Origin of the sequence: Stenotrophomonas oahuensis, assembly GCF_031834595.1 — a bacterium.
Lineage (GTDB): Bacteria > Pseudomonadota > Gammaproteobacteria > Xanthomonadales > Xanthomonadaceae > Stenotrophomonas > Stenotrophomonas oahuensis.
Genome location: NZ_CP115541.1, coordinates 2,325,853 through 2,348,765 on the forward strand (window position 1 = coordinate 2,325,853; position 22,913 = coordinate 2,348,765).

The 22,913-nt window shown below is 62.6% G+C and carries 19 protein-coding genes; 13 read left to right on the forward strand and 6 right to left on the reverse strand.

Annotation, left to right across the window (positions count from 1 at the left end; all coding sequences use genetic code 11):
- Window positions 1-82 precede the first annotated feature (82 nt).
- A complete protein-coding gene (locus PDM29_RS10210; protein WP_311190073.1) occupies window positions 83-1,213 on the reverse strand; it encodes a PilT/PilU family type 4a pilus ATPase in 1,131 nt (376 codons plus the stop codon).
- A 98-nt stretch (window positions 1,214-1,311) separates the two neighbouring features.
- Here PDM29_RS10210 and PDM29_RS10215 point away from each other — a divergent pair, with 98 nt between their 5' ends.
- From PDM29_RS10215 to PDM29_RS10275, 13 genes are all read left to right on the forward strand, one after another.
- Window positions 1,312-1,713: a DUF4398 domain-containing protein gene (locus PDM29_RS10215; RefSeq protein WP_311190074.1), complete on the forward strand. Its 402-nt coding sequence runs from the start codon at window positions 1,312-1,314 to the stop codon at window positions 1,711-1,713.
- Entirely contained in the window at window positions 1,713-2,609 is an 897-nt protein-coding gene (locus tag PDM29_RS10220; protein ID WP_311190075.1) for a hypothetical protein, read from the forward strand. The genes PDM29_RS10215 and PDM29_RS10220 overlap by 1 nt, the downstream gene beginning before the upstream one ends.
- A 375-nt stretch (window positions 2,610-2,984) precedes the next feature.
- Window positions 2,985-3,203: an HP1242/YdcH family protein gene (locus PDM29_RS10225; protein WP_311190076.1), complete on the forward strand. Its 219-nt coding sequence runs from the start codon at window positions 2,985-2,987 to the stop codon at window positions 3,201-3,203.
- A gap of 136 nt (window positions 3,204-3,339) precedes the next feature.
- Window positions 3,340-4,710 (forward strand): pyridoxal-phosphate dependent enzyme, encoded by a 1,371-nt coding sequence (locus PDM29_RS10230; RefSeq protein ID WP_311190077.1) that lies wholly within the window; start codon window positions 3,340-3,342, stop codon window positions 4,708-4,710.
- Between the two features lie 136 nt (window positions 4,711-4,846).
- Complete coding sequence (locus PDM29_RS10235) at window positions 4,847-6,031, forward strand: cystathionine gamma-synthase (protein ID WP_311190078.1); 1,185 nt, start codon at window positions 4,847-4,849, stop codon at window positions 6,029-6,031.
- A 17-nt stretch (window positions 6,032-6,048) separates the two neighbouring features.
- Window positions 6,049-7,443 carry a glycosyltransferase gene (locus PDM29_RS10240; RefSeq protein ID WP_311190079.1) on the forward strand — a complete coding sequence of 465 codons (1,395 nt, stop codon included), beginning with the start codon at window positions 6,049-6,051 and terminating at the stop codon, window positions 7,441-7,443.
- Window positions 7,444-7,448: 5 nt separating this feature from the next.
- Window positions 7,449-8,234 (forward strand): ABC transporter permease, encoded by a 786-nt coding sequence (locus PDM29_RS10245; RefSeq protein WP_425508667.1) that lies wholly within the window; start codon window positions 7,449-7,451, stop codon window positions 8,232-8,234.
- Complete coding sequence (locus tag PDM29_RS10250; protein ID WP_311190081.1) at window positions 8,231-9,502, forward strand: ABC transporter ATP-binding protein; 1,272 nt, start codon at window positions 8,231-8,233, stop codon at window positions 9,500-9,502. The genes PDM29_RS10245 and PDM29_RS10250 overlap by 4 nt, the downstream gene beginning before the upstream one ends.
- Window positions 9,503-9,509: 7 nt before the next feature.
- Window positions 9,510-10,952: an FkbM family methyltransferase gene (locus tag PDM29_RS10255; RefSeq protein ID WP_311190082.1), complete on the forward strand. Its 1,443-nt coding sequence runs from the start codon at window positions 9,510-9,512 to the stop codon at window positions 10,950-10,952.
- Window positions 10,949-14,635, forward strand: a complete 3,687-nt coding sequence (locus PDM29_RS10260; RefSeq protein ID WP_311190083.1) for a glycosyltransferase — start codon at window positions 10,949-10,951, stop codon at window positions 14,633-14,635. The genes PDM29_RS10255 and PDM29_RS10260 overlap by 4 nt, the downstream gene beginning before the upstream one ends.
- Complete coding sequence (gene gmd / locus PDM29_RS10265; RefSeq protein WP_311190084.1) at window positions 14,632-15,666, forward strand: GDP-mannose 4,6-dehydratase; 1,035 nt, start codon at window positions 14,632-14,634, stop codon at window positions 15,664-15,666. Before PDM29_RS10260 ends, gmd begins: the two co-directional genes overlap by 4 nt.
- Window positions 15,650-16,540: an NAD-dependent epimerase/dehydratase family protein gene (locus tag PDM29_RS10270; RefSeq protein WP_311190085.1), complete on the forward strand. Its 891-nt coding sequence runs from the start codon at window positions 15,650-15,652 to the stop codon at window positions 16,538-16,540. The genes gmd and PDM29_RS10270 overlap by 17 nt, the downstream gene beginning before the upstream one ends.
- A complete protein-coding gene (locus PDM29_RS10275; RefSeq protein WP_311190086.1) occupies window positions 16,533-18,746 on the forward strand; it encodes a hypothetical protein in 2,214 nt (737 codons plus the stop codon). The genes PDM29_RS10270 and PDM29_RS10275 overlap by 8 nt, the downstream gene beginning before the upstream one ends.
- Window positions 18,747-18,769: 23 nt before the next feature.
- Here PDM29_RS10275 and PDM29_RS10280 read toward each other — a convergent pair whose 3' ends face one another.
- The 5 genes from PDM29_RS10280 to PDM29_RS10300 form a co-directional block, all read right to left on the reverse strand.
- A complete protein-coding gene (locus tag PDM29_RS10280) occupies window positions 18,770-19,390 on the reverse strand; it encodes a class I SAM-dependent methyltransferase (RefSeq protein WP_311190087.1) in 621 nt (206 codons plus the stop codon).
- 41 nt (window positions 19,391-19,431) lie between these two features.
- On the reverse strand, window positions 19,432-19,791 hold the full coding sequence (locus PDM29_RS10285) for a GtrA family protein (RefSeq protein ID WP_311190088.1): 360 nt from the start codon (window positions 19,789-19,791) through the stop codon (window positions 19,432-19,434).
- A gap of 38 nt (window positions 19,792-19,829) precedes the next feature.
- A complete protein-coding gene (locus PDM29_RS10290; RefSeq protein WP_311190089.1) occupies window positions 19,830-20,765 on the reverse strand; it encodes a glycosyltransferase family 2 protein in 936 nt (311 codons plus the stop codon).
- Window positions 20,755-21,438, reverse strand: coding sequence for an NAD-dependent epimerase/dehydratase family protein (locus PDM29_RS10295; protein ID WP_311190090.1), 684 nt, complete (start codon window positions 21,436-21,438; stop codon window positions 20,755-20,757). The genes PDM29_RS10290 and PDM29_RS10295 overlap by 11 nt, the downstream gene beginning before the upstream one ends.
- Before the next feature lie 63 nt (window positions 21,439-21,501).
- Window positions 21,502-22,911 (reverse strand): mannose-1-phosphate guanylyltransferase/mannose-6-phosphate isomerase, encoded by a 1,410-nt coding sequence (locus PDM29_RS10300; RefSeq protein WP_311190091.1) that lies wholly within the window; start codon window positions 22,909-22,911, stop codon window positions 21,502-21,504.
- Window positions 22,912-22,913: the final 2 nt, after the last annotated feature.

Genomic DNA, 22,913 nt, shown 5'->3' on the forward strand with positions numbered 1-22,913 from the left:
CGACCAACGGTCGATACCTACCATTTGTCGAACGTCCTGGACCGTCCGGTAGGTATCGACCGTTGGTCGATACCCCCGTAAATCAGAACCCGTGCGTGATGCTCGCCGGGGTAGCCGCCGAATAATCCGCATACGGATCATGCTCGCCGCTGCCACCTTCGGACAGGCGGAACTTCAACGCCAGACCATCGCGCGAATCGGCCGCGCGCAGCGCCTCTTCCTGCTCGATGATGCCGCTCTTGGCCATGCGGAACAGGCACTGGTCGAAGCTTTCCATGCCTTCTTCCAGCGAGCTTTCCATCGCCGCCTTGATCTCGTGCACCTGGCCGCGGCGCAGCAGGTCGCGGATCATCGGGGTGTTGATCAGCACTTCGGTCGCCGGCAGGCGGCGGCCGTCCTGACCCTTCACCAGACGCTGCGAGATGACCGCGCGCAGGTTCAGCGAGAGGTTCATCAGCACGTTGCGGTGCGCGCTTTCCGGGAAGAAGTTCAGGATGCGCTCGATGGTCTGGTCGGCATTGTTCGAGTGCAGCGTGGCCAGGCACAGGTGACCGGTTTCGGCGAACGCAATGGCCGCCTCCATGGTTTCCGCGTCCAGGATTTCGCCGATCAGGATCACGTCCGGTGCCTCACGCATCGCGTTCTTCAGCGCGTTGTGGAAGGCATGGGTGTCCAGGCCGACCTCGCGCTGGTTCACGATCGACATCTTGTGCTTGTGCAGGTACTCGATCGGGTCCTCGATGGTGAGGATGTGACCGGTGGTGGTGCTGTTGCGGTGGTCGATCATCGACGCCAGCGACGTGGACTTGCCCGAACCGGTCGAGCCCACCACCAGCACCAGCCCGCGCGGGGTCATGATGACGTCCTTCAGCACCTGCGGCAGATTCAGCTCTTCAATGCTGGGAATCTTGCTGCGGATGGCGCGGATGACCATGCCCACTTCGCCGCGCTGCTTGAACACGTTGACGCGGAAGCGCCCGGCGTCGGGCAGGGCGATGGCCATGTTGAGCTCCAGGTCGCGCTCGAATTGCGGCACCTGGCCCTCGTCCATCAACGAATAAGCGATTTTCTTGACCATGCCCGGCGGCAACCCGGTGTTGCCGAGCGGGTAGAGCTTGCCCTCGATCTTGATGTACACCGGGGCTCCGGTGGTCAAGAACATGTCCGAGGCGTTCTTTTCGGTCATCAGCTTCAGGAAATAGCCGATATCCATGCGAAATCTTTCCCCAACAAACGGCTTCGTGCCATTGCAAGCACGGCGCAGGCTTCCGACAATGGCCGTGCACAGACAACCTGGCAACGGCCCCCCCAATGAATCGTAGCTTCGCACAAATACGACGTACCCCGGCAGTTTTCATCTCTGGATGCGTGATGGCGTGCGCATTCGCGCTGTCCGGACCGGTCCTGGCCCAGGACGGCGCGCTGGAGCTGGCCCAGGCCCGCCAGGCGGTGGACAAGGCCACCCAGGCCGACGCCGACCAGTACGCCCCGGACCTGATTGCCGTTGCGCGGCAAGGCCTGGAGCAGGCCCAGGCCGCCGCCGGCGACCGCCGCGAGCGCAAGAACGTGCCCGTGCTTGCCGCCCGCGCGACCGTCGATGCCGACCTGGCCCGCGCCCGCAGCGAGGAGGCCACTGCCATGGCCCAGCTGCAACTGCACCGCAATGAAGTGACCCAGCTGGAACGCCAGCTGGCCACCCCGGAGGGCCGTTGATGAAGACCGCCCTGCGCACCCCCGCCGCCCTGTTGCTGGCCGCCGGCCTGGCCCTGCCGCTGCTGGCCACCGCCGCCGAAGACCCGGCCGTGGCCCAGCTCAACCAGCGCCTGCTGGCCATCCAGGCCAATGCCAACACCGCCGAACTGGCTCCGTATGAGCGCCTGCAGGCCCAGCAGGCCGTGGCCGATCTGGCCAAGGCCAAGCGCCGCGACGTCGACCAGGCCCGCTATCTGGCCGAGCGCCGGGTCGAAATCGCCGAAACCAGCGTGCGCACCGCCCTGGCCCAGCGCCAGTCCCGTGAGCTCGAACGCACCCGCAGCGACCTGCTGATCGAGGCCACCCGCCGCGAATCGCAGCGCATCCGCCAGGAGAACGAGCGCCTGCGCGTGCAGGCCCAGATCCAGGCCGAGGAAGCCGAGCGCCTGCGCCTGGCCGCGGAAAGCGAGACCCTGGCCCGCCAGGACGCCGAAACCGCGCTGACCAGCGTGGCCGGCAAGCAGAGCGCGCGGTTGAACGCCGCCCAGGCCAATGCCGCCAAGCTGGCCCGTGAGGAAGCCGAGCTGGTCTCCGGGGCCAAGCTGCCGGGGTCGAAGTTCGATAGCCGCGGCGAGGTGTTCACCTTCGCCGGTGACGCCTTTGCCACCGGCCAGGCCGGGTTGTCGGGCGGGGCCAAGAGCCAGACCAAGGCCCTGGCCGAGTACCTGAACATCGGCAAGAAGGGCCGGGTGCGGATCGAGGCCTATGACGCCGCCGCCGGCGTCGGCCAGAAGCGTGCCGAGGCGCTCCGCGATGCCCTGGTCGCGGCAGGCGTCAGCGCCAGCCGGTTCCAGGTCAGCGGCAAGAAGGCCGCCGCCACCAAGGCCCGCTCGGCCGAGGTGATCGTCGCCCCGTGATGGATCCCGGGTCATGACCAACGGTCATGACCTACCCTTAAACATTTGTTTTTGTTACCTTTTCGTTCAACTGCGCGTTCAGGCTGAACCTCGTCTGGCGCGTTCGGCCCATTTCAGATGAAACCCTTGAACCTGCCCGACAGCAGGCGTAGGGTCGGTTGTCCGGGCAGCGATTCTGCTTCCCGGGCAACTGGAGGGCCGGGCCGATGTACCAGGCGCACGCACCACGGCAGTTCGAAGTCCGGATCCCCCGGGCGCTGCGTCAGGGTGCACCTGCGGTTTCGGTTGATGCCGGCTGCTCCTCCCAAAGCCACGCCCCGTGCCGCCAGGCCGGGGCGTCTTTGTTTATGCGATACAAGCGATAGGAGGTTCATCATGTTTGAAGGTCAGCCCCAGAGCGAGATCGATGCACGCCGCGAGCGTGACCCGGAATTCAGAAGGCTCTACGACACGCACAAGAAGTTGAACAAACAGTGCATGGACGCCGAGCTGGGCGTGCTCCCCGTAGGTGATCAAACCCTGGGCCAGATGAAGCGCGAGAAACTGCTGGCCAAGCAGAAGCTCGAACGCATGTACGCCTCCCCGCTCCATTAACACCCACGTCCACGCCTACCGCCGCGGGCGGTGTCCGTCACCTCGTCGACGGGCACCGTCCGCGTCGTCTTTTCAGGGGCAGAATGTCGGATAATCGGGGGTCCGGCCGCATTGCGGCGCGAATTGATCTGACCCGATGACCATCCATTCCTCCGTCCTCGAACTCATTGGCAATACCCCCATCGTCAAGGCCCAGCGCCTCGATACCGGGGTGTGCGAGCTGTTTCTGAAGCTCGAAAGCGCCAATCCCGGGGGGTCGATCAAGGACCGCATCGGGCTGTCGATGATCGAGGCGGCGGAAAAGCGTGGCGACCTCAAGCCGGGCGCGACCCTGGTCGAAGGCACCGCCGGCAACACCGGACTCGGCCTGGCACTGGTCGCCCAGCAGAAGGGCTATAAGCTCATTCTGGTGGTGCCGGACAAAATGAGCCGCGAGAAAATCTTCAACCTGAAGGCCATGGGCGCCGAAGTCCGCCTGACCCGTTCGGACGTGGCCAAGGGTCACCCGGAGTACTACCAGGACATGGCCCAGCGCGTGGCCGAAGAAACCCCCGGGGCCTACTTCATCAACCAGTTCGGCAACCCGGACAACCCGGCCGCGCACGAATTCGGCACCGGCCCGGAAATCCTCGAGCAGATGGGCGGTGAGCTGGACGCCATCGTGTTCGGTTGCGGCAGCTCCGGCACCATGACCGGCCTGTCGCGCGCCTTCGCCAAGCTGTCGCCGAAGACCGAGCTGGTGCTGGCCGACCCGGTCGGTTCGATCCTGGCCGAGTACATCAACGACGGCAACCTGAACGACAAGTCGGGCAGCTGGCTGGTCGAGGGCATCGGCGAGGACTTCCTGCCGTCGATCTCGGACTTCAGCCGGGTCACCAAGGCCTACCCGATCACCGACGCGGAAAGCTTCCACACCGCGCGTGAGCTGCTGGGCAAGGAAGGTGTGCTGGGCGGTTCGTCCACCGGCACCCTGCTGGCCGCCGCCCTGAAGTACTGCCGCGAGCAGACCACCCCGAAGAAGGTGCTGGTGCTGGTGCCCGACACCGGCAACAAGTACCTGTCGAAGATGTACAACGACTACTGGATGCTGGACAACGGCTTCCTGGAGCGCCCGCAGTACGGCGACCTGCGCGACCTGATCCTGCGCCCGTACGGCCAGCGCGACACTGTCGTGATCGGCCCGAACGACCTGCTCACCACTGCCTACCAGCGCATGAAGCTGTACGACGTGTCGCAGCTGCCGGTGATGGACGGCGACCAGCTGGTCGGCATCGTCGACGAAAGCGACGTCCTGCTGCATGTGTACGGCGACGAGACCCGCTTCCGCGACAAGGTTGCCACCGCGATGGTCAGCAAGCTGGACCGGCTGGACGTGAAATCGCCGATCGAGGCCCTGCTGCCGGTGTTCGACCGCGGCCAGGTCGCGATCATCATGGACGGCGGCACCTTCCTGGGCCTGATCACCCGGATCGACCTGCTGAACTACCTGCGTCGCCGCGTGCAATAAGCGCACGTTGGCCACATTTGGGCCATGAATACGTGTTTATCGGCGTCAAAAGCTGGTTAAGCTCCCGCTGATAGACTTTCGCTCCATTTGATTATGGGAACCTTTGTATGGAGGTTCCCAACCGTTGGGAAACCACATGTCCAACTCCGCTTCTTCCGGGCACTCCGACCGCGCACTGGCGCTGGCCACCCTGGCCATTCACGGCGGCCAGTCGCCGGACCCGAGCACCGGCGCGGTGATGCCGCCGATCTACGCCACCTCGACCTATGCCCAGTCCAGCCCGGGCGAGCACCAGGGCTTTGAGTACTCGCGCACCCACAATCCGACCCGCTTCGCCTATGAGCGTTGCGTGGCCAGCCTGGAAGGCGGCAGCCGCGGCTACGCCTTTGCCTCGGGCATGGCCGCCACCTCCACGGTGATGGAACTGCTGGACGCCGGCAGCCACGTGGTGGCGATGGATGACATCTACGGCGGCACCTTCCGTCTGTTCGAGCGGGTTCGCAAGCGCACCGCCGGCCTGCAGTTCAGCTTCGTCGACCTCACCGACCTGGCGGCGCTGGAAGCGGCGATCACGCCGCAGACGAAGATGGTCTGGATTGAAACCCCGACCAACCCGATGCTGAAGATCGTGGACATTGCCGCGGTCACCGCCATCGCCAAGCGCCATGGCCTTATCGTGGTGGTGGACAACACCTTCGCCTCGCCGATGCTGCAGCGCCCGCTGGAGCTGGGCGCGGACCTGGTGCTGCATTCGGCCACCAAGTACCTCAACGGCCATTCGGACATGGTCGGCGGCATGGTGGTGGTCGGCGACAACGCCGAGCTGGCCGAGCAGATGGCCTTCCTGCAGAACTCGGTGGGTGGCGTGCAGGGCCCGTTCGACAGTTTCCTGGCCCTGCGCGGCCTGAAGACCCTGCCGCTGCGCATGAAGGCGCACTGCGCCAATGCCCTGGCCCTGGCCCAATGGCTGGAAAAGCACCCGGCCGTTGAAAAGGTGATCTACCCCGGCCTGACCTCGCACCCGCAGCACGAGCTGGCCACGCGCCAGATGAACGGCTACGGCGGCATTGTGTCGATCGTGCTGAAGGGCGGTTTTGAAGCGGCCAAGTCGTTCTGCGAGAAGACCGAACTGTTCACTCTGGCCGAGTCGCTCGGCGGGGTGGAAAGCCTGGTCAACCATCCGGCGGTGATGACCCATGCCTCCATTCCGGTTGAGCGCCGTGCACAGCTGGGCATCAGCGATGCGCTGGTGCGTCTGAGCGTGGGCGTGGAGGACCTGGGGGATCTGCAGGTGGATCTGGAACGGGCGTTGGCGGGCTGAACACCACGGCCGCTGCCATGAACCCTTCTGACTCCACCCGGCCCTCGGCCCAGGTGCGCCTTTTGGCGTGGCTGCGCGGCCAGGATTGGCTGCGCAGTGCATACCGCGCGCTTCCTCGCCGAGTGCGCGAAGGTGCGCTGGAACTGCTGACCCGCCGCCTGCGGGCGCGGACGCGTTTCCCGCGCACCGCTGCCTGGCAGGCGTGGCAGCCGCGTGCCCGTACGCCGGTTGTCCGCGCACAGCCTGCAGATGCCAATCTGCCCGGGGTCAACATTCTGGGCTACATCCACGGACAGTTCGGACTCGCTGAGGCCGCGCGCGGCTATGCGCGCGCGCTGCTCGACCATGGCGTACCGGTGGCGCTGCGCGACATCGACCTCGACCTGCCGCACGCCTGGGATGACCATGCGCTGGATGCCTACATCGACAACACCGTCCCGCACCCGGTCAGCATCCTCTTCGTGAACCCGGACTTCCAGGAGCGCGCGCTGCAGGACATCGGCCGCGCCCGGCTCGAGGGGCGCTACCTGATCGCCTGCTGGTTCTGGGAACTGGAAACGCTGCCCGCGGCATGGATGCCGGCACTGGCACACGTCGACGAGGTGCTGGTCGCGACGGCCTTCGTCGAGCAGGCGGTAATGCGGGTGACCGACAAGCCGGTGCTTCGCGTACCGATGCCGCTGGGGACTATCGAGGACAGTGGCCTGCAGCGTGCTGACTTCGGGCTGCCGGAAGATGCGTTCGTCTTTCTGGTCACCTTCGATTTCAGCTCGCGCATGGAGCGAAAGAACCCGGCAGCGGCCATCCAGGCGTTCCGCGCAGCGTTTCCGCCGGAGCGTCGCGACGTCCGCCTGCTGGTCAAGAGCAGCAACGGCTATCGCTTCCCGCACTGGATCAAGCAGATCTTCGACCTGGCACACGGCGATGACCGCATCATCCTCCGTGACGACGTGATCGACCGCCCGCACCTCAACGCCCTGCAACGCTGCTGCGACGCCTACGTCTCGCTGCACCGTGCCGAGGGCTTCGGCATGGGCCTGGCCGAATGCATGGCCATAGGCAAGCCGGTCATTGCCACCGCCTGGTCGGGCAACATGGAATTCATGGACCGTGCGTCCGCTGCGCTGGTGGATTACACCCTGGTGCCGGTGGGCGAGGGCGAGTATCCCGGTGGGGAAGGGCAACGCTGGGCCGACGCCGACGTGGCCCAGGCTGCGGCGTGGATGCGCCGCCTTGCCGACGATCGCGCCGCCGCAGCCGCACTGGGTGAGGCAGGCCGCCAGCATGTGCAGGCAGTGTTGTCTGCCCAGGCGGCGGCAAGCCACATCATCGAACGTCTGAACGAACTGCGTGCCACTCCGGTGCGCGTCAAAGAACATCAGCAGGACATTGAAGTACGAGGCTTGCAATGAATGACATGATCCGGTCCGTCTGGGCCTACCGATACTTCATCCTCTCGTCGATCAAAAACGAGCTGAGGGTGAGGTTCATCCGCAGCAAGCTGGGCGCGCTGTGGATGATCATCCACCCGCTGATGCAGGTGCTCATTTTCGCCACCATCCTGTCCGAGGTGCTTTCGGCCAAGCTGCCGGGCATCGACAACAAGTACGCCTACGCGCTGTACCTGATGGCCGGTACCCTGTGCTGGAGCATGTTCGCCGAGACGGTGGGCAAGTGCGTGTCGCTGTTCGTGGACAGCGGCAATCTGATGAAGAAGATGGCGTTTCCCCGCATCTGCCTGCCGTTGATCGCCGGGGGGACGATGCTGGTGAACAACCTGCTGCTGCTGGTTGCGATCTTCGCTGTATTCGCCGTGCTGGGGCACTACCCCGAAGCTCAGGCGCTGTGGCTTCCCGTGTTGATGCTGCTCACCCTGTTCTTCGCAATGTCGATCGGGCTGCTGCTGGGCGTGCTGAATGTCTTCATGCGTGACATCGGGCAGGTTGTGCCGGTCGTGCTGCAGGCGCTGTTCTGGCTGACGCCGATTGTCTACAACATCAGCATCCTGCCCGAGAACGTGCAGAACATCTTCAAGTTGAATCCCTTGTACCCGCTGGTCACCAGCTACCAGAACGTGCTGCTCTACAACCGGCCTCCGGTGTGGGGTGAGCTCGTGTGGCTGACCGTTGCGGCGGTGGTGTTGGCGTTGGCTTCGCTGGTCATGTTCCGTCGTGCCAGCCCGGAAATGGTGGACGCACTATGAGCGGCGAAATGCGGGTCGAATCGGTAGGCAAGGCTTACCGCGTCTGGGGTAGCGAGTGGATGCGCGCCTTGAGCTGGTTCGGTGTGCCAACCCGTCCGAAAGAGGAGCACTGGGTGCTGCGGGACGTCTCGTTCAGCATTGCGCCGGGCGAAGCGGTGGGTGTCATTGGTCAGAATGGTGCGGGCAAGAGCACCCTGCTCAAGCTGATTACCGGAACCGCGCAGCCCACGGAGGGGCGCGTTACGCGTACCGGCCGGGTAGCCGCGATCCTGGAACTGGGCATGGGCTTCAACCCCGACCTGACCGGTCGCCAGAACGCCTTCCACTCGGCCGGTCTGATGGGCTACACCCAGGAGCAGATCGAGTCGGCGATGCCTGAAATCGAGGCTTTTGCCGAAGTGGGTGACTACTTCGACCAACCCGTGCGGACCTACTCCAGCGGTATGCAGGTGCGCGTGGCATTCGCCGTCGCCACCGCATTTACGCCGGACCTGCTGATCGTCGACGAGGCGCTTTCGGTGGGCGACAGCTACTTCCAGCACAAAAGCTTCGATCGCATGCGCCGGTTCCGCGAGGAGGGCACCTCGATCATGCTGGTGTCGCACAGCCCCGGCGACGTCAAGGCGCTCTGTGACCGCGTGATCCTGTTGGACAAGGGGCGCGTGCTGAAGGACGGTGCACCCGACGAGGTCATCGACTACTACAACGCGCTCATCGCCAAGAAGGAAAACGAACAGCTTGCCGTGCAGCAGCAGCGCAGCAAGTCGGGCTGGGTGACCACGCGCAGCGGCACTGGGCAGGCCAAGGTGGCTGAGCTGCAGCTGGTGGATCAGGCCACGGGGACGAGTGTTGCCATCGCGTCTGTGGGCCAGCCGCTCCGCCTCATTCTCAAGGCAGATGTGCTGGCGGCCATCCCCAGCCTGGTGCTGGGCTTCATGCTGCGCGACAAACAGGGCCACGTTGTCTGGGGCAGCAATACCTGGCACAGCGGCCAGGTGCAGAAGAATCTCACCGCAGGCGAACAGGTCGTTTTCACTCTGGACTTCACCTGCAGCTTGGGCCCGGGTTCCTACTCGGTATCACCGGCGCTGGTCAGTACAGAAACCCATCTTGTCGACAATTTCGAGTGGGTCGATAACCTGATTGTCTTCGAAGTTCTCAATACGGGCGTTCCGGTGTTCATCGGTTCGAACTGGCTGGATGCCGAATTCTCGGTGGAGCGCAACATCGGCGCACCGCTGACCGTCCCCGTACAACCGGAGCAGTAACAGCAGCATGAGCACGTTGATTTCCTACGCGCAGAATTTCGAAGACATCATCCTCTGGCGCGCGCTTTCGCGTGTCGAGGGCGGGCGCTACTTGGACATCGGCGCGCAAAGCCCCGACGTCGATTCGGTGAGCCGCCTGTTCTACGAACACGGCTGGCGGGGCACGCACGTTGAACCGACGCCGCAGTATGCCGATCTGCTTCGCCAACGCCGGCCAGAAGAGCTGGTGCTACAGATGGCGGTCGGGGAGACCACCGGCATCCTGCGCTTTTTCGAAATCGTAGGCACCGGGCTGAGCACGGGCGACGAATCCATTGCTGAGGAGCATCGCACCTCCGGCTTCAAGGTGAATGAACTGCGCGTGCCCTTGGTTACGCTCGACACCGTATTGGAGCAGGTCGGCCCCGGGCCGGTTCACTGGCTCAAGATCGATGTCGAAGGTGCTGAAAAGCAAGTCGTGGACGGCTGGGTCCACAGTGAAACGCGGCCGTGGGTATTGGTCATTGAAAGTACGCGGCCCTTGACCGCCGAACAGACCCACCATCAGTGGGAGCCTGCTGTTCTGGCAAAGGGCTACACGTTCGCCTACTTCGACGGACTCAACCGCTTCTACGTCAGCAATGCGCATCCGGAACTGCTGAGCGCTCTCGCGATCCCGCCCAACGTTTTCGACGAATTCAGCCTGAGCTCCAGCTCCATGTTCTGCGCGCAGGTGAATGTCGCCTATCAACAGCTGGAACAGCATGGCCAGCGCGAAGTTGCGGAAGTTCGAGCCCAGGAAGGTATTCTCCGTGAAGGGCTGGAATCACAAGTGCTGGCCGCCCACGCCGAGCGCGAGCAGCTTGAGGCTCGGTTCAAACTGGCCGAGGAGGAAGCAAAGCGGATCGAGGCGGAGCACGCCGGTGTGATCAAGGGGATGGTGCAGGCCCATCGGCAAGCCATCAGCGATTTTCAGCATGTCGTGTCTGTCGAGGCACTCTCGCTACGCGCCGAGCTTTCCACAAAGACTGAAGAGGCCGAGGCAGGCCGGCAGGCGGCTCACCGATGGTGGCTTGCCCACGAGGCGCTGCTTCGCGACCTCCAACAGATCCAGAGCAGTCGTTCCTGGCAGATCACCCGTCCGTTGCGCGCACTGCGCCGACGCCTGCCATCCGCGGCTCTGGCGCGTACGAAACGCGCCTTGCGCCCGTTAGCGGTACGCGTGTTGCGCACGGTCTTGGCCACGCCAGGGCTGAAGCGGGTCCTCAAGCCGCTGATCTCACGGGTTCCTTTCCTGTACAAGCGACTGCACGCGCTGGCGGCGCACGAAGCCCTGTTCGACAAGGCCCAGAGCAATCGTGCCGCCCTCCAAGGCCGGGAACACGACCGGACGACGCTGCACATGGACAAACGCGCGCGTGAGGTTTTCGCTGACCTCAAGCGTGCCCGCAAGGAAGGGGGAGTGGCATGAGAGTATTGATTGACCTGCAGGGCTGCCAGACGGAAAGTCGATTCCGTGGCATCGGCCGCTATTCACTGTCATTGGCGCAGGCCATGGCACGCAATGCCGGTGACCACGAGATCTGGGTGGCGGTGAACGCCAGCTTCCCGGAGGGAATCGAGGAAATCCGCGCCGGCCTGGACGGGCTTGTGCCCCAGGAGCGCATTCGTGCCTTCCATACGTTGCGCGAAGTGGGCTGGCCACATCGCGAGGACGCTTGGCGACGTGAAGCATCTGAACGCATGTGGGAGACGTTCCTGCAGGGTTTGCAGCCGGACATCATCCACGTATCCAGCCTGTTCGAGGGATCCCAGGGCGGCGCTGTCACGTCGATTGGCAAGCTGGGTTCGGCTTCGATCCCGACGGCAGTCACGTTGTACGACCTGATTCCGCTCCTGAATCCGGACACTTACCTGGGGTCGGAGTGGGTGCGTTCCTGGTACATGGACAAGGTGGAATCGCTGAAGCGCGCGTCGCTGCTGCTCTCGATCTCTGAACATGCGCGCAGCGAAGCGCTCGCGGCCATGGAGTTCGAGCCATCGCGCATCGTCAACATGTCGTCGGCGATTTCGCCGCACTTCGTTCCGAAGGCGATCGGTGAGGCAGAGCGGACGTTGCTCCAGTCGCGCTTCGGCATCATCGGTGATTACGTCATGTACAGCGGGGCCATGGAGCCGCGCAAGAATGCCGAGCGTCTGCTCGAGGCCTTCGCCTCGCTGGGTCCCGCCCATCTGGCAAAGACCCAGATGGTCATCGCAGGAAAGATCGCGCCGCACGATCGCGCGCGCTTCGATGCACTGGTGACCCGGCTGGGTATTGCCGACCGCGTCGTGCTGACCGGCTTCATCACCGATGAGGAGCTGATCCTGCTGTACAGCGGTACCTCCGCCTACGTCTTCCCGTCGTTGCATGAGGGCTTCGGCCTGCCGGCATTGGAAGCCATGGCGTGTGGTGCTCCGACCATCGGCTCGGCCACCACCAGCGTCCCGGAGGTGATTGGGCGGGCTGATGCATTGTTTGACCCTGCCGACACCGACGACATCGCGCGCTCGCTGCGGCGAGTGCTGGAGGACGCGGACTTCGCTGCCTCCCTGCGCGAGCATGCTGCAGTGCAGGCAACACGCTTCTCGTGGGACGCCACGGCAGTCACCGCGCTGAAGGCCATGGAGGCCGTTGTGGCCGGTCGCCCCGCGCAGGTGCGCAGCTGGCCCGCCAGTGGCGAGGCAGTTCACACCGGCTACGACGCGCTGATCAACGCGCTGGGTCGCTTGACGGCGGCAGCAGAGCCGTCCGAAGAAGATCTTCGCGATGCCGCCGTTGCCATCGCCGGTGGCGTGCAGGCCAATGAACAGGTCGCGCGAGCCGGCACATTGCCTGATGTGCTGAAGTGGCGCATCGAAGGGCCTTTCGACAGTACTTACAGTCTGGCTCTGGTGAACCGCTGCCTGGCCGAAGCGCTCTCGGCGCGTGGCCATCAGGTCGTTCTGCATTCCACCGAAGGGCCGGGTGATTTTGCGGCTTCACCGGCCTTCCTGCAGGCCAACCCGGCAGTGGCCCGGCTGCACGAGAAGGAACCTCAGCTTCCCGCGGCGCAGGCGGACGTCAGCAGCCGCCTGCTGTACCCACCACGAGTGGCAGACATGCAGTCGCGGGTCAATGCACTGCACCTTTACCCGTGGGAGGAAAGCGGTTTTCCGCAGCCCTGGATGGAGGACTTCAATGCACATCTGCAGGGTCTATCCTGCGTGTCGGAACATGTACGCAAGATCATGGTCGACAACGGTGCCGGCATCCCGCTGACGGTCTGTTGGAACGGCGTGGATCACTGGGAGCAGGTACAAGCCGCTTCGGACTACGCCGTGCCTGGCAAGAGCCGTCGATTCCTGCATGTTTCGTCCTGCTTCCCGCGCAAGGGCGTCGATGTCCTGCTGAAGGCCTATGGGCAGGCGTTCACCGCCCGTGATGACGTCAGTCTGATCATCAAGACGTTCGCCAACCCGCATAACGAGGTGCATCGCTGGCTGGAAGAGGCCAAGCGCGATCATCCGGCGTATCCCGAAGTGATCATCATCGAGGGCGACATCAGCGATGCCCAGCTGAAGCAGCTGTATGCAGGCTGCCACGCCTTGGTGGCTCCCAGCCGCGCGGAAGGCTTCGGCCTGCCAATGGCGGAGGCCATGCTGATGGGCTTGCCGGTGATCACCACCGCATGGGGTGGGCAGATGGATTTCTGCACACCTGAGACCGCGTGGCTCGTCGACTACACCTACGTCGCCGCCGACACGCATTTCAATCTTTACAACTCGGTGTGGGCCGAGCCCGATGCGGGGTCCCTGGCGACCGCGCTGCGCGAGGTGCATGACGCCACTCCGGCACAGGTCAAAGCGCGCACTGAAGCCGCGCGCGATCTGCTGATGGCGCGATTCAAGTGGTCTGACGTGGCCGCCAAGCTGGAACAGGACGTACGCCATTTCGCCAGCGCACCAGCCCTGCCAAAGGGCAAGGTGGGCTGGGTCACTACCTGGAACACGCGCTGCGGCGTCGCCAGCTACACCGCGAATCTGGTGGCCTGTCTGGCCGAGCCCGGCATTATCCTGGCCGGTCACGCCCAGGACCGTACGTTCGAAGACGATGACACGGTGCTTCGCTGCTGGCAGCAGGGCGAAGGTGACATGCTGGAAGAGCTCAGCCAGGCCGTCGAGCGGATGAATCTGGATGTTTTGATCATCCAGTTCCAGTACGCCTTCTTCGATTTCCCGGCTTTTGCGGCATTCCTGGAAGCGCAGAAGCAAGCCGGTCGCGTCGTCATCGTGATGATGCATGCAACCGTGGATGCGGCCGAGAATCCGCGCAAGAAGCTGCGTCACCTTGCGCCGGCCCTGTCACGTTGTGATCGCATCCTGGTGCACACCGTGCATGACCTCAACCGGCTGAAGGCCGTGGGCGTGGATGGGAACACGGCGCTGTTCCCCCACGGCATCATGGCAACGCGCAGTGCAGAAACCGCTGCCCGCAGCACGGCGGTGCATGTGGCGTCTTACGGCTTCTTCCTGCCGCACAAGGGCCTGCTGGAGCTCATCGATGCCGTGGCGCTGTTGGTCGGGCAGGGTGTCGACGTGCACCTGTCGATGATCAACGCGGAGTACCCGGTCGACGTCTCAAGGGACCAGATTGCGCAGGCCCGAAGCAAGATCGAGGCGCTCGGCCTTGCCAGCCGTGTCCGTATGGTCAACGATTTCCTGCGGGAAGAGGATAGTCTGGCCGAGCTGGTCAAGGCCGATGTCGTGGTCTTCCCCTATCAAGGCACGGGCGAATCGTCCAGCGCGGCCGTCCGCTACGGCCTGGCGTCCGGGCGCCCGGTTGCGGTCACCCCGCTGGCGATATTTGACGACGTGGGTGAAATTGTTCATCGTCTGCCCGGTACGGCACCTGCCGACCTGGCTGCGGGCTTGTCAGCACTGGTTTCGGCCGTGCGTGCCAATGACCCGCTCGTCGCAGAAACCCAACAGCGTGCCGCACGCTGGCGGGCCGAGCACAGCTACCCTGCGCTGTCACGGCGACTTGAAAACATGGCGCGCCAGCTGCTGCAGGATCTGCAGCAGGCGTCGCCCTCCTATTCCGCTTCCAACATTCAAGAAGAACGCACACCATGAAGAAGGCAATCATCACGGGTATCACGGGTCAGGATGGCGCATACCTGACCGAGTTGCTGCTGAACAAGGGGTACAAGGTGTACGGCACCTACCGCCGTACCAGTTCGGTCAACTTCTGGCGCTTGGATGAAGTGGGCGTCAGCAACCACCCCAACCTGGAACTGGTCGAGTATGACCTGACCGACCTGGGCACCACGCTCGCCATGGTGCAGAAGATCCAGCCGGACGAGATCTACAATCTGGCGGCGCAGAGCTTCGTGGGCGTCAGCTTCGAGCAGCCCACCACCACCGCGCAGATCACTGGCGTCGGTGCGCTGAACCTGTTGGAGGCCATCCGCCTGGTCAATCCGAAGATCCGCTTCTACCAGGCGTCGACTTCGGAGATGTTCGGCAAGGTGCAGGCGGTTCCGCAGGTGGAAGATACCCCGTTCTACCCGCGCAGCCCTTACGGCGTTGCCAAGCTGTATGCACACTGGATCACGGTCAACTACCGTGAAAGCTACGGCATCTTCGGTTCCAGTGGCATCCTGTTCAACCACGAAAGCCCGTTGCGTGGCCGCGAGTTCGTGACCCGCAAGATCACCGACTCGGTGGCCAAGATCAAGCTGGGTCAGCTGGACTGCCTGGAGCTCGGCAACCTTGATGCCAAGCGCGACTGGGGCTTCGCCAAGGAGTACGTCGAAGGCATGTGGCGCATGCTGCAGGCCGATGAGCCGGACACCTTCGTACTGGCGACCAACCGCACTGAAACCGTGCGCGATTTCGTCCGGATGGCGTTCAAGGGTGCCGGCATCGACGTCGAGTTCAAGGGCAAGGATGTGGAAGAGATTGCCATCGATACGGCAACCGGCAAGACCGTGATGCGCATCAACCAGAAGTTCCACCGTCCGGCCGAAGTGGACCTGCTGATCGGCAACCCCGAGAAGGCCGAGCGCATTCTGGGCTGGAAGCCGCAGACCACCCTTGAACAGCTGTGCCAGATGATGGTTGAAGCCGACCTCAAGAGGAACGAGCGTGGCTTCTCCTTCTGACCTTGCTGGCCAGCGGGTCCTGGTAACGGGGGCGACCGGGTTCACTGGTCGCTACGTTACCGCTGCATTCGCCGAGCAGAAGTGCGAGATCATCCCGTTCGTGAGCGAGACGGGCGGCAATGTGGACCTGGTGGATCGTCACGCGGTCGCCCGCGCCATCGCGTCGTCGAAGCCAGATATCGTGGTGCATCTGGCGGCCATTGCTTTTGTGGCGCACGGGGATGCCGAAGAGATCTATCGGACAAACATCGTCGGCACCAGGAACCTGCTTGAGTCCTTGGCCAGCTTGGAGCGAAGGCCGTCGCATGTGCTGATAGCCAGTAGTGCCAACGTGTATGGCAACACCGAGGGCTGTCTGGACGAACAATCTCCGCCTGCTCCTGTGAATGATTACGCTGTGAGCAAGTACGCCATGGAGCTCATGGCGCGTCAGTTCGCGAGCGATCTCCCAATGACGATCGTTCGTCCCTTCAACTACACCGGCGTGGGGCAGTCCGAAAGGTTCTTGATTCCGAAGATTGTCTGTAGCTTCAAGCGGCGCGACGCGCGGCTTGAGCTCGGCAATCTCGATGTTTCAAGGGACTTCAATGACGTCCGTGACGTGGCCGCAAGCTACGTTCGTCTGGCGGGTCTGGTAGGGCGGGGCAAAGTGGTGAATCTCTGCTCCGGGCAGGCCCACAGCCTCATGGGGGTCTTGACCATGATGCAGAACATTTCGGGCCACCATCCAGAAGTCGTGGTTAATCCCGCATTTGTACGCAGCAATGAAGTCAAAACCCTTGTGGGTGATCCCGGGCTTCTTCGCTCGCTGGTCGGTGATGTACCGAATCATGGGCTGCTTGAAACACTTAAATGGATGTACCTGCATGACTAACGATGCACAGCGTGAGCCGGCTGGGTTGGACCGGACCCCATCTCAGGCCGCTCCAAGCGGAGACTACGTCGACCATCTGATCGGCATGGCGACCCGCCTGGGCAAGGCGTTGCTCCCGTTGCTGGTGCTCTACAGTGTGACGGCCCTCATCTATTACCTGTTCAAGGGGTACGTGGCCGAGTTTCACTCGGATTCTGCAGTAAAGAACCTGCTGGCTGAAGAGGTGATCCGCGAGGGGACGTATTTCCCTCATGACTGGAACTACGTAAATGGGGATCTCTGGGTTCTGTTCGGTCAGACGTTCATCATCCCGTTCCTTCCCTTCTTCCCCAACGGATTTGCGCTGCATGGTGTATCTGGGCTGATCTCTTCCTTCATTCTCCTGCTGTCGCTCTGGTGGACGTCAGGAATGGTGATCGGTTCACGTTGGATGCGCTTGTTCGTGGTCACCATCATCGGTGGTGGGATCTACACACTGATGGCGGAGCACCTGTTTGGTCAGGTTTCCTACGGCAACGTGCTGTTCCTCTGCACGTTGACGTTGTATAGCGGCTGGCGGCTTCTGGAGTCCGCTGGCCGACGTCGCTTCCTGCTGTGGGGCGGGGCTTTCGCAGCAATCACCGTGCTGACGTTCTGGGGCAACCCACAGCGCGCAGCGGCATATGATCTTCTTCCGATGCTCGCAGGCATCGCGGCCTGGTCGTGGGGGCGTAGTGATCTCCTTCAATGGCGCGCAGGAGGCAGGCGCTGGGCAATGTCAGCGGAGCTTCGCCGTGCCCTGCTTGTAGTCGCGATCATGCTTGCCGCCGCGGCGATCGGGACTGCGCTTCATGCCTACGCCATCTCACAGGTGAATAACGCGTCTGGCGCAGGTTCTGCGCGCTGGTTGTCCTTCGACGGATTCCTCGCCAACCTCAAGTTCACCCTGCTCGGGATCCTCGGAACCTTTGGGGCCATTCCGTCCGAAGGCACCAATGTAATGTCGCTGCACGGCGTGTATGAAGCCACACGGCTGGTGGCGATACTGATTCTGCTGGTCCTCATTCCCCTGGCGGCAATGAGGTTCTTGAACGGCGCACGGCCAGCCGCTCGTATGTTTGCCGGTGTCGCAGTGTCGGGGATGCTTTTGTTCGTCTTCCTGCAGGTCACCACCACAACTCCCGACATGAATGGGCCCATTGTTTCGGCCCGCTATATGGTGCCTTCGTTGGTTTTGTGCGTGTTCCTGGTCGCTGGATATGCCGAACAGATGGGCGTGCGCAGACTGAGTGGTGCGCTGGGTTGGGGGGTCCTGCTGGTCCTCGCAGCAAGCTTCCTTCATCCCAATAACTCATTCTCAAGGATCTATCGAGGACAGCCGGAGTCCATCCATCAAGTACAGGCGCGTGAATTGTCCAGACGTGGCTTGTCCTATGGATACGCGACATTCTGGAACGCCAATGTTGTCAGTGTGCTGAGCGAAGGCCAAGTAAAGGTTCGCCCGATCCTTCTGCAGAACGGTGTGCCACTGCCCCATCGTCATCTGGCATCAAATGAGTGGTTCCGACCGTCGGCTTGGTCCGGGCGTACGTTCCTCATGCTGAACAACGAGGAGCGAGCGTCACTTGACCGATCGCTGCTGGCGCAACTGGTTGGAGAACCGATTGATACGTTCACGATCCGCGATTTTGAAGTGCTCGTGTACCCAATGAACATTGCCGAGCGACTTCCCGGATGGAATGTTGCGCGGACTCGAGATGGCTCGCTGGCGGCACCGCTGACCGTGCTTTCCCGTCACCAGGTCGGTGAGTTCGAGGGCACGGGGTCGGGTAGCGGCATACTGCGTGCGCCTGCTGGTCCGTCGGGCTTCCTTCACTTCGGCCCCTATCTGGAAGTGGCAGCAGGCAACTACGAACTGGAAATCCTGGTAGATGTTCCTGACACTGTCCAGGCGGGATACGTGGAGGTGGCATCCGGGGGCGGTCGCGCCATCCTCGCATCTGCGCCGATTATCGGTCCGACCAAGAAAGTGTCACTTGCATTCAATGCTGCCAAGGATGAAGAGCTCGTCGAGATCCGCGTGTTTACCAATGGCAAGGTGCCGATGGTGTTGCGCTTCATTTCCTTGACGCCCGCAGGTAAGCAGTCATCCCCTGCGACTTTGCCCGCTCCGGCTCCCACTTCGGAGCCCGTGCCGGGCCAGCCGGCGACCAGCGCAAAACAGTAGGGAAAGATGCGTGCGCTGAGGAGTCAGCGCACGCAGGTCATCACGGCATAGGTGTAAGGAACACGGAGCAGGTCGTGGCGAGGCTCGATGCCACGCTGCTGAAATCGCGGGGACACCAGGTCAAGATAGCCTTCGCAGTTCCTGACATTCTGGCCGCGGTCCCGCTTGATGAGCTCGCGTGCTATACGTGCCTGACCAGGCACGAATGCAGGATCCACGGTGATAAGCCGTCCGCCGGGGGCGAGTCGATCATAGAGACCTTCGATGAGATGGCGTGCGCCATCGTCGTCGAGGTGATGAAGAACGCCGAAAGAGACCGCTACCTGGCACGGCGGAATTTCATTTGCAGACAGCGCGGTGACGTCAGCGCAGCGGAAGGTTCCTCGATCTCCGAAACGCCGCTGAGCTGAGTCAATGTAGGACTGGGAGAGGTCAAATCCGAAGTACTGGATTGATCCGGGCAGGAACTTAAGGATCTCTGCCGTACCGCACCCGACATCGACGACAACCTGTCCCTCCGAAGCCTTGATGTACTCCTCGCACACGGTGCGGCGGGCGTTGGTGACCCCAAGCGCGCCCTGCAGGCCATCATATGCAATCGGATGAGACAAGATGGATCGGATGCCGCTTGTAATCTGTGCCATGCCGGAACTCCTGGATAGTAGATTCCGAAGTGGCAGCCGACTCACGCGGAGCGTACGACCCATCGCGTCATTACAAATGTAAGCGGAATCGTTACTGCAATGCTCACCGCAAGAGCCAGCCACTCCGGTACGTGGATGACTTCTACCGCAACTTTGATCAGAAAATATCCTGCTACGAACTGAACTACATAAACAAGCGGAAACAATAGCGCCGCGCGGCGCTTCAATGGCTCGCCGAACACGAAGGTGGCGCTGGAATAGTAAGCCAAGGCAATCCCCAGTACGTAGGATGCCACGTAAGCAACTTCGTAAGTCCACCACTGCAGCGCAAGCAAATATGCGCCATAAGTGAAAACCGCGCAAATGCCTCGAACGAGGATGAATTTTGCGAACTCTTGCACGTTGGCAGACTGTCCATTCCAGAAAGAACTAAGTGAATTCAAGAAGCAAGGTCCTGCAAAGTGGTCTCCTGGACGGAATACATGGGGCGACGGTTCGCAGAGCTCATGAGTCTGCCGACGTACTCCCCGAGTACCCCGAGAATGACGAGCTGGATGCCGCAGGCAAAAAGAATCACGCACATGAGGGATGCGTATCCGGGATCGGTGATCCTGCCGGTCAGACGCTCGAAAATGACCACCAGCAGGTAAATGAAGCTGGAGGCGGCCAGTGCGGCACCCATGTAACTGGCTAGGCGCAGTGGCAGGTTTGAGAACGTGACAAAGATATTCGTGGCGTGCGAGATCAGCTTGCGCAACGTGTAGGCGCTGCGGCCGTCGTCGCGTTGCCCATGGGCTACCGTAACCGTGCCAACGCTTGCAGTAAGCCAGGAAAGCATTCCATCGATGTAGGGTCGATTCAGCTGGAAATCACCTAGGCGCTTCGCGAGTGAGTGATGCAGTGCACGGAAAGACGTGTATGCCTGGTTCATGTCGGGGAACGACTTCTTAAGTGACCACCGCATCAGTTCGGAAGTCGCGTTGCGGAAGCGTGCATGAGTACGGGTTGGAAATACCCCGTACACGAGAGGTTGGTCCGGGCTGCACTCGCGTAGCAGTGAGGGAATTGCCTCGGGGGGGTGTTCAAGATCCTCGTCCATGGTCACAACATAGGCTCCGCGTGCAGCGCCGATGCCGCACATCGTGGCGGCATGTTGCCCAAAGTTCCGGCCCAAGCGAAGGCCGACGACGCGTGGGTCCTTCTGCGCCATCGACCGGATCGCGCCCCACGAATCAGGATTGCCACGATCGTCGACTAGAATCAACTCAAAGGCCAGCGCCGCAGCTTCCATCGACAACGCAAGTCGGCCCAGTAGTGCTTCAAGTGTGCGCGTCGCCGAGTAAACTGGGACGACGACAGAGACATCAATGTGCATAGTACTTCCTCACGACGCGCTCGGCGTTCCCCGCCCCCAGGTCGATGCCAAGGCGAGCGGCAACGCTGACGGCCAATGTGCTGTCGACACGTAACGGGTCTCCCCGATCCTGCAGGGAGAAGTTCGCGGAGGTGCCAAGAACACGCTCGAACAGGGCGACAATCTCGGGCATGGCCATCGATCGCTCCGCTGCGATGTTGACCACACGCTGCTCTGTTCGCTCGCGCATCAGCTCTGCGGCGATGACGACCACGTCGTCTACGTCAATCAGATTGCGTTCAGCCTTGCGCCAAATGGAGAAGCTTGTGCCGGTCAGTATTCGGTCTCTTAGAAAGTTCGTAAGCGTGTTGGGATTGCCCGTGCGGCCTACGACCTGCGGCAACCGGAAGACTACATTCTCCGCATTGGCGGAGAGCACCCTGGCTTCCATCTTCCGCTTGTGCGCAAGGTAGGCACTATCGCCCTCCACGGGATTCAGCAGCGCACAACTGCTGAAGTAGACCACCGGCGCAGCCGTGCGCAGAACCTCGTCTAGCATGTCCTGTTCCCGTGCAAAAGCGGCGGACAGCGTCTCAGACGAGTTGGATACGCCACGCGCGAAGACGGTCCAGTGCCCGATGTCAGGGCACTGGTCGCGGAAGGCCGTTGCGAGCAACCCGGAGCCGTGTATCACGTGGAAAAGTTCCCGATTGGGCGATAACCCGGAAGGGCAGCAGGAAACGGGCTTTGGACCACGTTAACCAGCCACACGACCATACTGGTCCTCAAACCGCACGATGTCGTCTTCGCCCAGATAACTGCCCGACTGCACCTCAATCAGCTCCAGCGGCAGCTTGCCCGGATTCTTCAGGCGGTGGGTCACGCCCAGCGGAATGTAGGTGCTCTGGTTTTCCGTCAGCAGAATCACCTCATCACCGCGGGTCACCTCGGCGGTGCCGCTGACCACGATCCAATGCTCGGCGCGGTGGTGATGCATCTGCAGGCTCAGGGTCGCGCCCGGCTTGACGGTGATGCGCTTGACCTGGAAGCGGCTGCCGTTATCGATGGAGTCATAGGCACCCCACGGACGGTAGACCTTGCGGTGTGCCGCCGCTTCGCTGCGGCCGTCACGCTTGATCTGCGCCACCACCGACTTCACGTCCTGCACGCGGTCCTTGTGGCCCACGAACACGGCGTCATCGGTTTCCACCACCACCACGTCGTCCAGGCCGACCATGGCAATCAGGCGGCTGCCGTAGGCATAGCTGTTGCGGGTATCCACGGCAATCACGTCACCGTGGCAGGCATTGCCGTTCTCGTCCTTGTCCGACACTTCCCACAGCGCCGACCAGGAACCGACATCGTTCCATTCGGCGTCCAGCGGTACGACGGCTGCATCGGCAGTCTTTTCCATCACCGCGTAGTCGATGGAGTCATTCGGGCTGGCGGCGAAGGCTTCTTCATCCAGGCGGATGAAGTCGTTGTCGCGGGCGGCCAGTTCCAGTGCCTTGCGGCTGGCGGCCAGGATCGCCGGCTGCAGCTTTTCCAGTTCCTGCAGGTAGCGGGAGGCCTTGAACAGGAACATGCCACTGTTCCAGAAGTACTCGCCGGACGCCACATACTGCTCGGCAGTCGCCAGGTCGGGCTTTTCGACGAAGCGGTCCACAGCGCGCACGCCGTCGCCCTTGGCGGCCTTGATGTAGCCGTAGCCGGTTTCCGGGGCGGTCGGCACGATGCCGAAGGTGACCAGCTTGCCGGCTTCAGCGGCGGCTGCCGCCTGTGCCACGGCCTGGTGGAAGGCCTTCTCGTTGCGCACCACGTGGTCCGAAGGCAGCACCAGCAGCAGGCCGTCATCGCCTGCGGCCAGCGCCTGCAGCGCGGCAATGGCGATGGCCGGCGCAGTATTGCGGCCGATCGGCTCCAGAATCAGCGCCTGCGGGGTGACCTTGCACTCGCGCAGCTGTTCGGCCGCCATGAAGCGGTGTTCCTGGTTGGCCACCACGATGGGGGCTGCGCCAGCGATGGAGGCCACGCGCTTCCAGGTTGCCTGCAGCATGGTGTCCTTGCCGACCAGCGGCAGGAACTGCTTCGGGTAAGCCTCGCGCGACACCGGCCACAGGCGGGTGCCGGAACCACCGGAAAGAATGACGGGAATGATCGGCAACATGG

Bases quoted from the DNA above. Each gene is read 5' to 3' on its own strand.
- PDM29_RS10225 (WP_311190076.1), top strand. From the start codon at position 2,985: ATGTTTGAAGGTCAGCCCCAGAGCGAGATCGATGCACGCCGCGAGCGT.
- PDM29_RS10255 (WP_311190082.1), top strand. From the start codon at position 9,510: ATGAGCACGTTGATTTCCTACGCGCAGAATTTCGAAGACATCATCCTC.
- PDM29_RS10230 (WP_311190077.1), top strand. From the start codon at position 3,340: ATGACCATCCATTCCTCCGTCCTCGAACTCATTGGCAATACCCCCATC.
- PDM29_RS10275 (WP_311190086.1), top strand. From the start codon at position 16,533: ATGACTAACGATGCACAGCGTGAGCCGGCTGGGTTGGACCGGACCCCA.
- PDM29_RS10240 (WP_311190079.1), top strand. From the start codon at position 6,049: ATGAACCCTTCTGACTCCACCCGGCCCTCGGCCCAGGTGCGCCTTTTG.
- PDM29_RS10290 (WP_311190089.1), bottom strand. From the start codon at position 20,765: ATGCACATTGATGTCTCTGTCGTCGTCCCAGTTTACTCGGCGACGCGC.
- PDM29_RS10220 (WP_311190075.1), top strand. From the start codon at position 1,713: ATGAAGACCGCCCTGCGCACCCCCGCCGCCCTGTTGCTGGCCGCCGGC.
- PDM29_RS10250 (WP_311190081.1), top strand. From the start codon at position 8,231: ATGAGCGGCGAAATGCGGGTCGAATCGGTAGGCAAGGCTTACCGCGTC.
- PDM29_RS10235 (WP_311190078.1), top strand. From the start codon at position 4,847: ATGTCCAACTCCGCTTCTTCCGGGCACTCCGACCGCGCACTGGCGCTG.
- PDM29_RS10245 (WP_425508667.1), top strand. From the start codon at position 7,449: ATGATCCGGTCCGTCTGGGCCTACCGATACTTCATCCTCTCGTCGATC.
- PDM29_RS10215 (WP_311190074.1), top strand. From the start codon at position 1,312: ATGAATCGTAGCTTCGCACAAATACGACGTACCCCGGCAGTTTTCATC.
- PDM29_RS10260 (WP_311190083.1), top strand. From the start codon at position 10,949: ATGAGAGTATTGATTGACCTGCAGGGCTGCCAGACGGAAAGTCGATTC.
- gmd (WP_311190084.1), top strand. From the start codon at position 14,632: ATGAAGAAGGCAATCATCACGGGTATCACGGGTCAGGATGGCGCATAC.
- PDM29_RS10280 (WP_311190087.1), bottom strand. From the start codon at position 19,390: ATGGCACAGATTACAAGCGGCATCCGATCCATCTTGTCTCATCCGATT.
- PDM29_RS10210 (WP_311190073.1), bottom strand. From the start codon at position 1,213: ATGGATATCGGCTATTTCCTGAAGCTGATGACCGAAAAGAACGCCTCG.
- PDM29_RS10300 (WP_311190091.1), bottom strand. From the start codon at position 22,911: ATGTTGCCGATCATTCCCGTCATTCTTTCCGGTGGTTCCGGCACCCGC.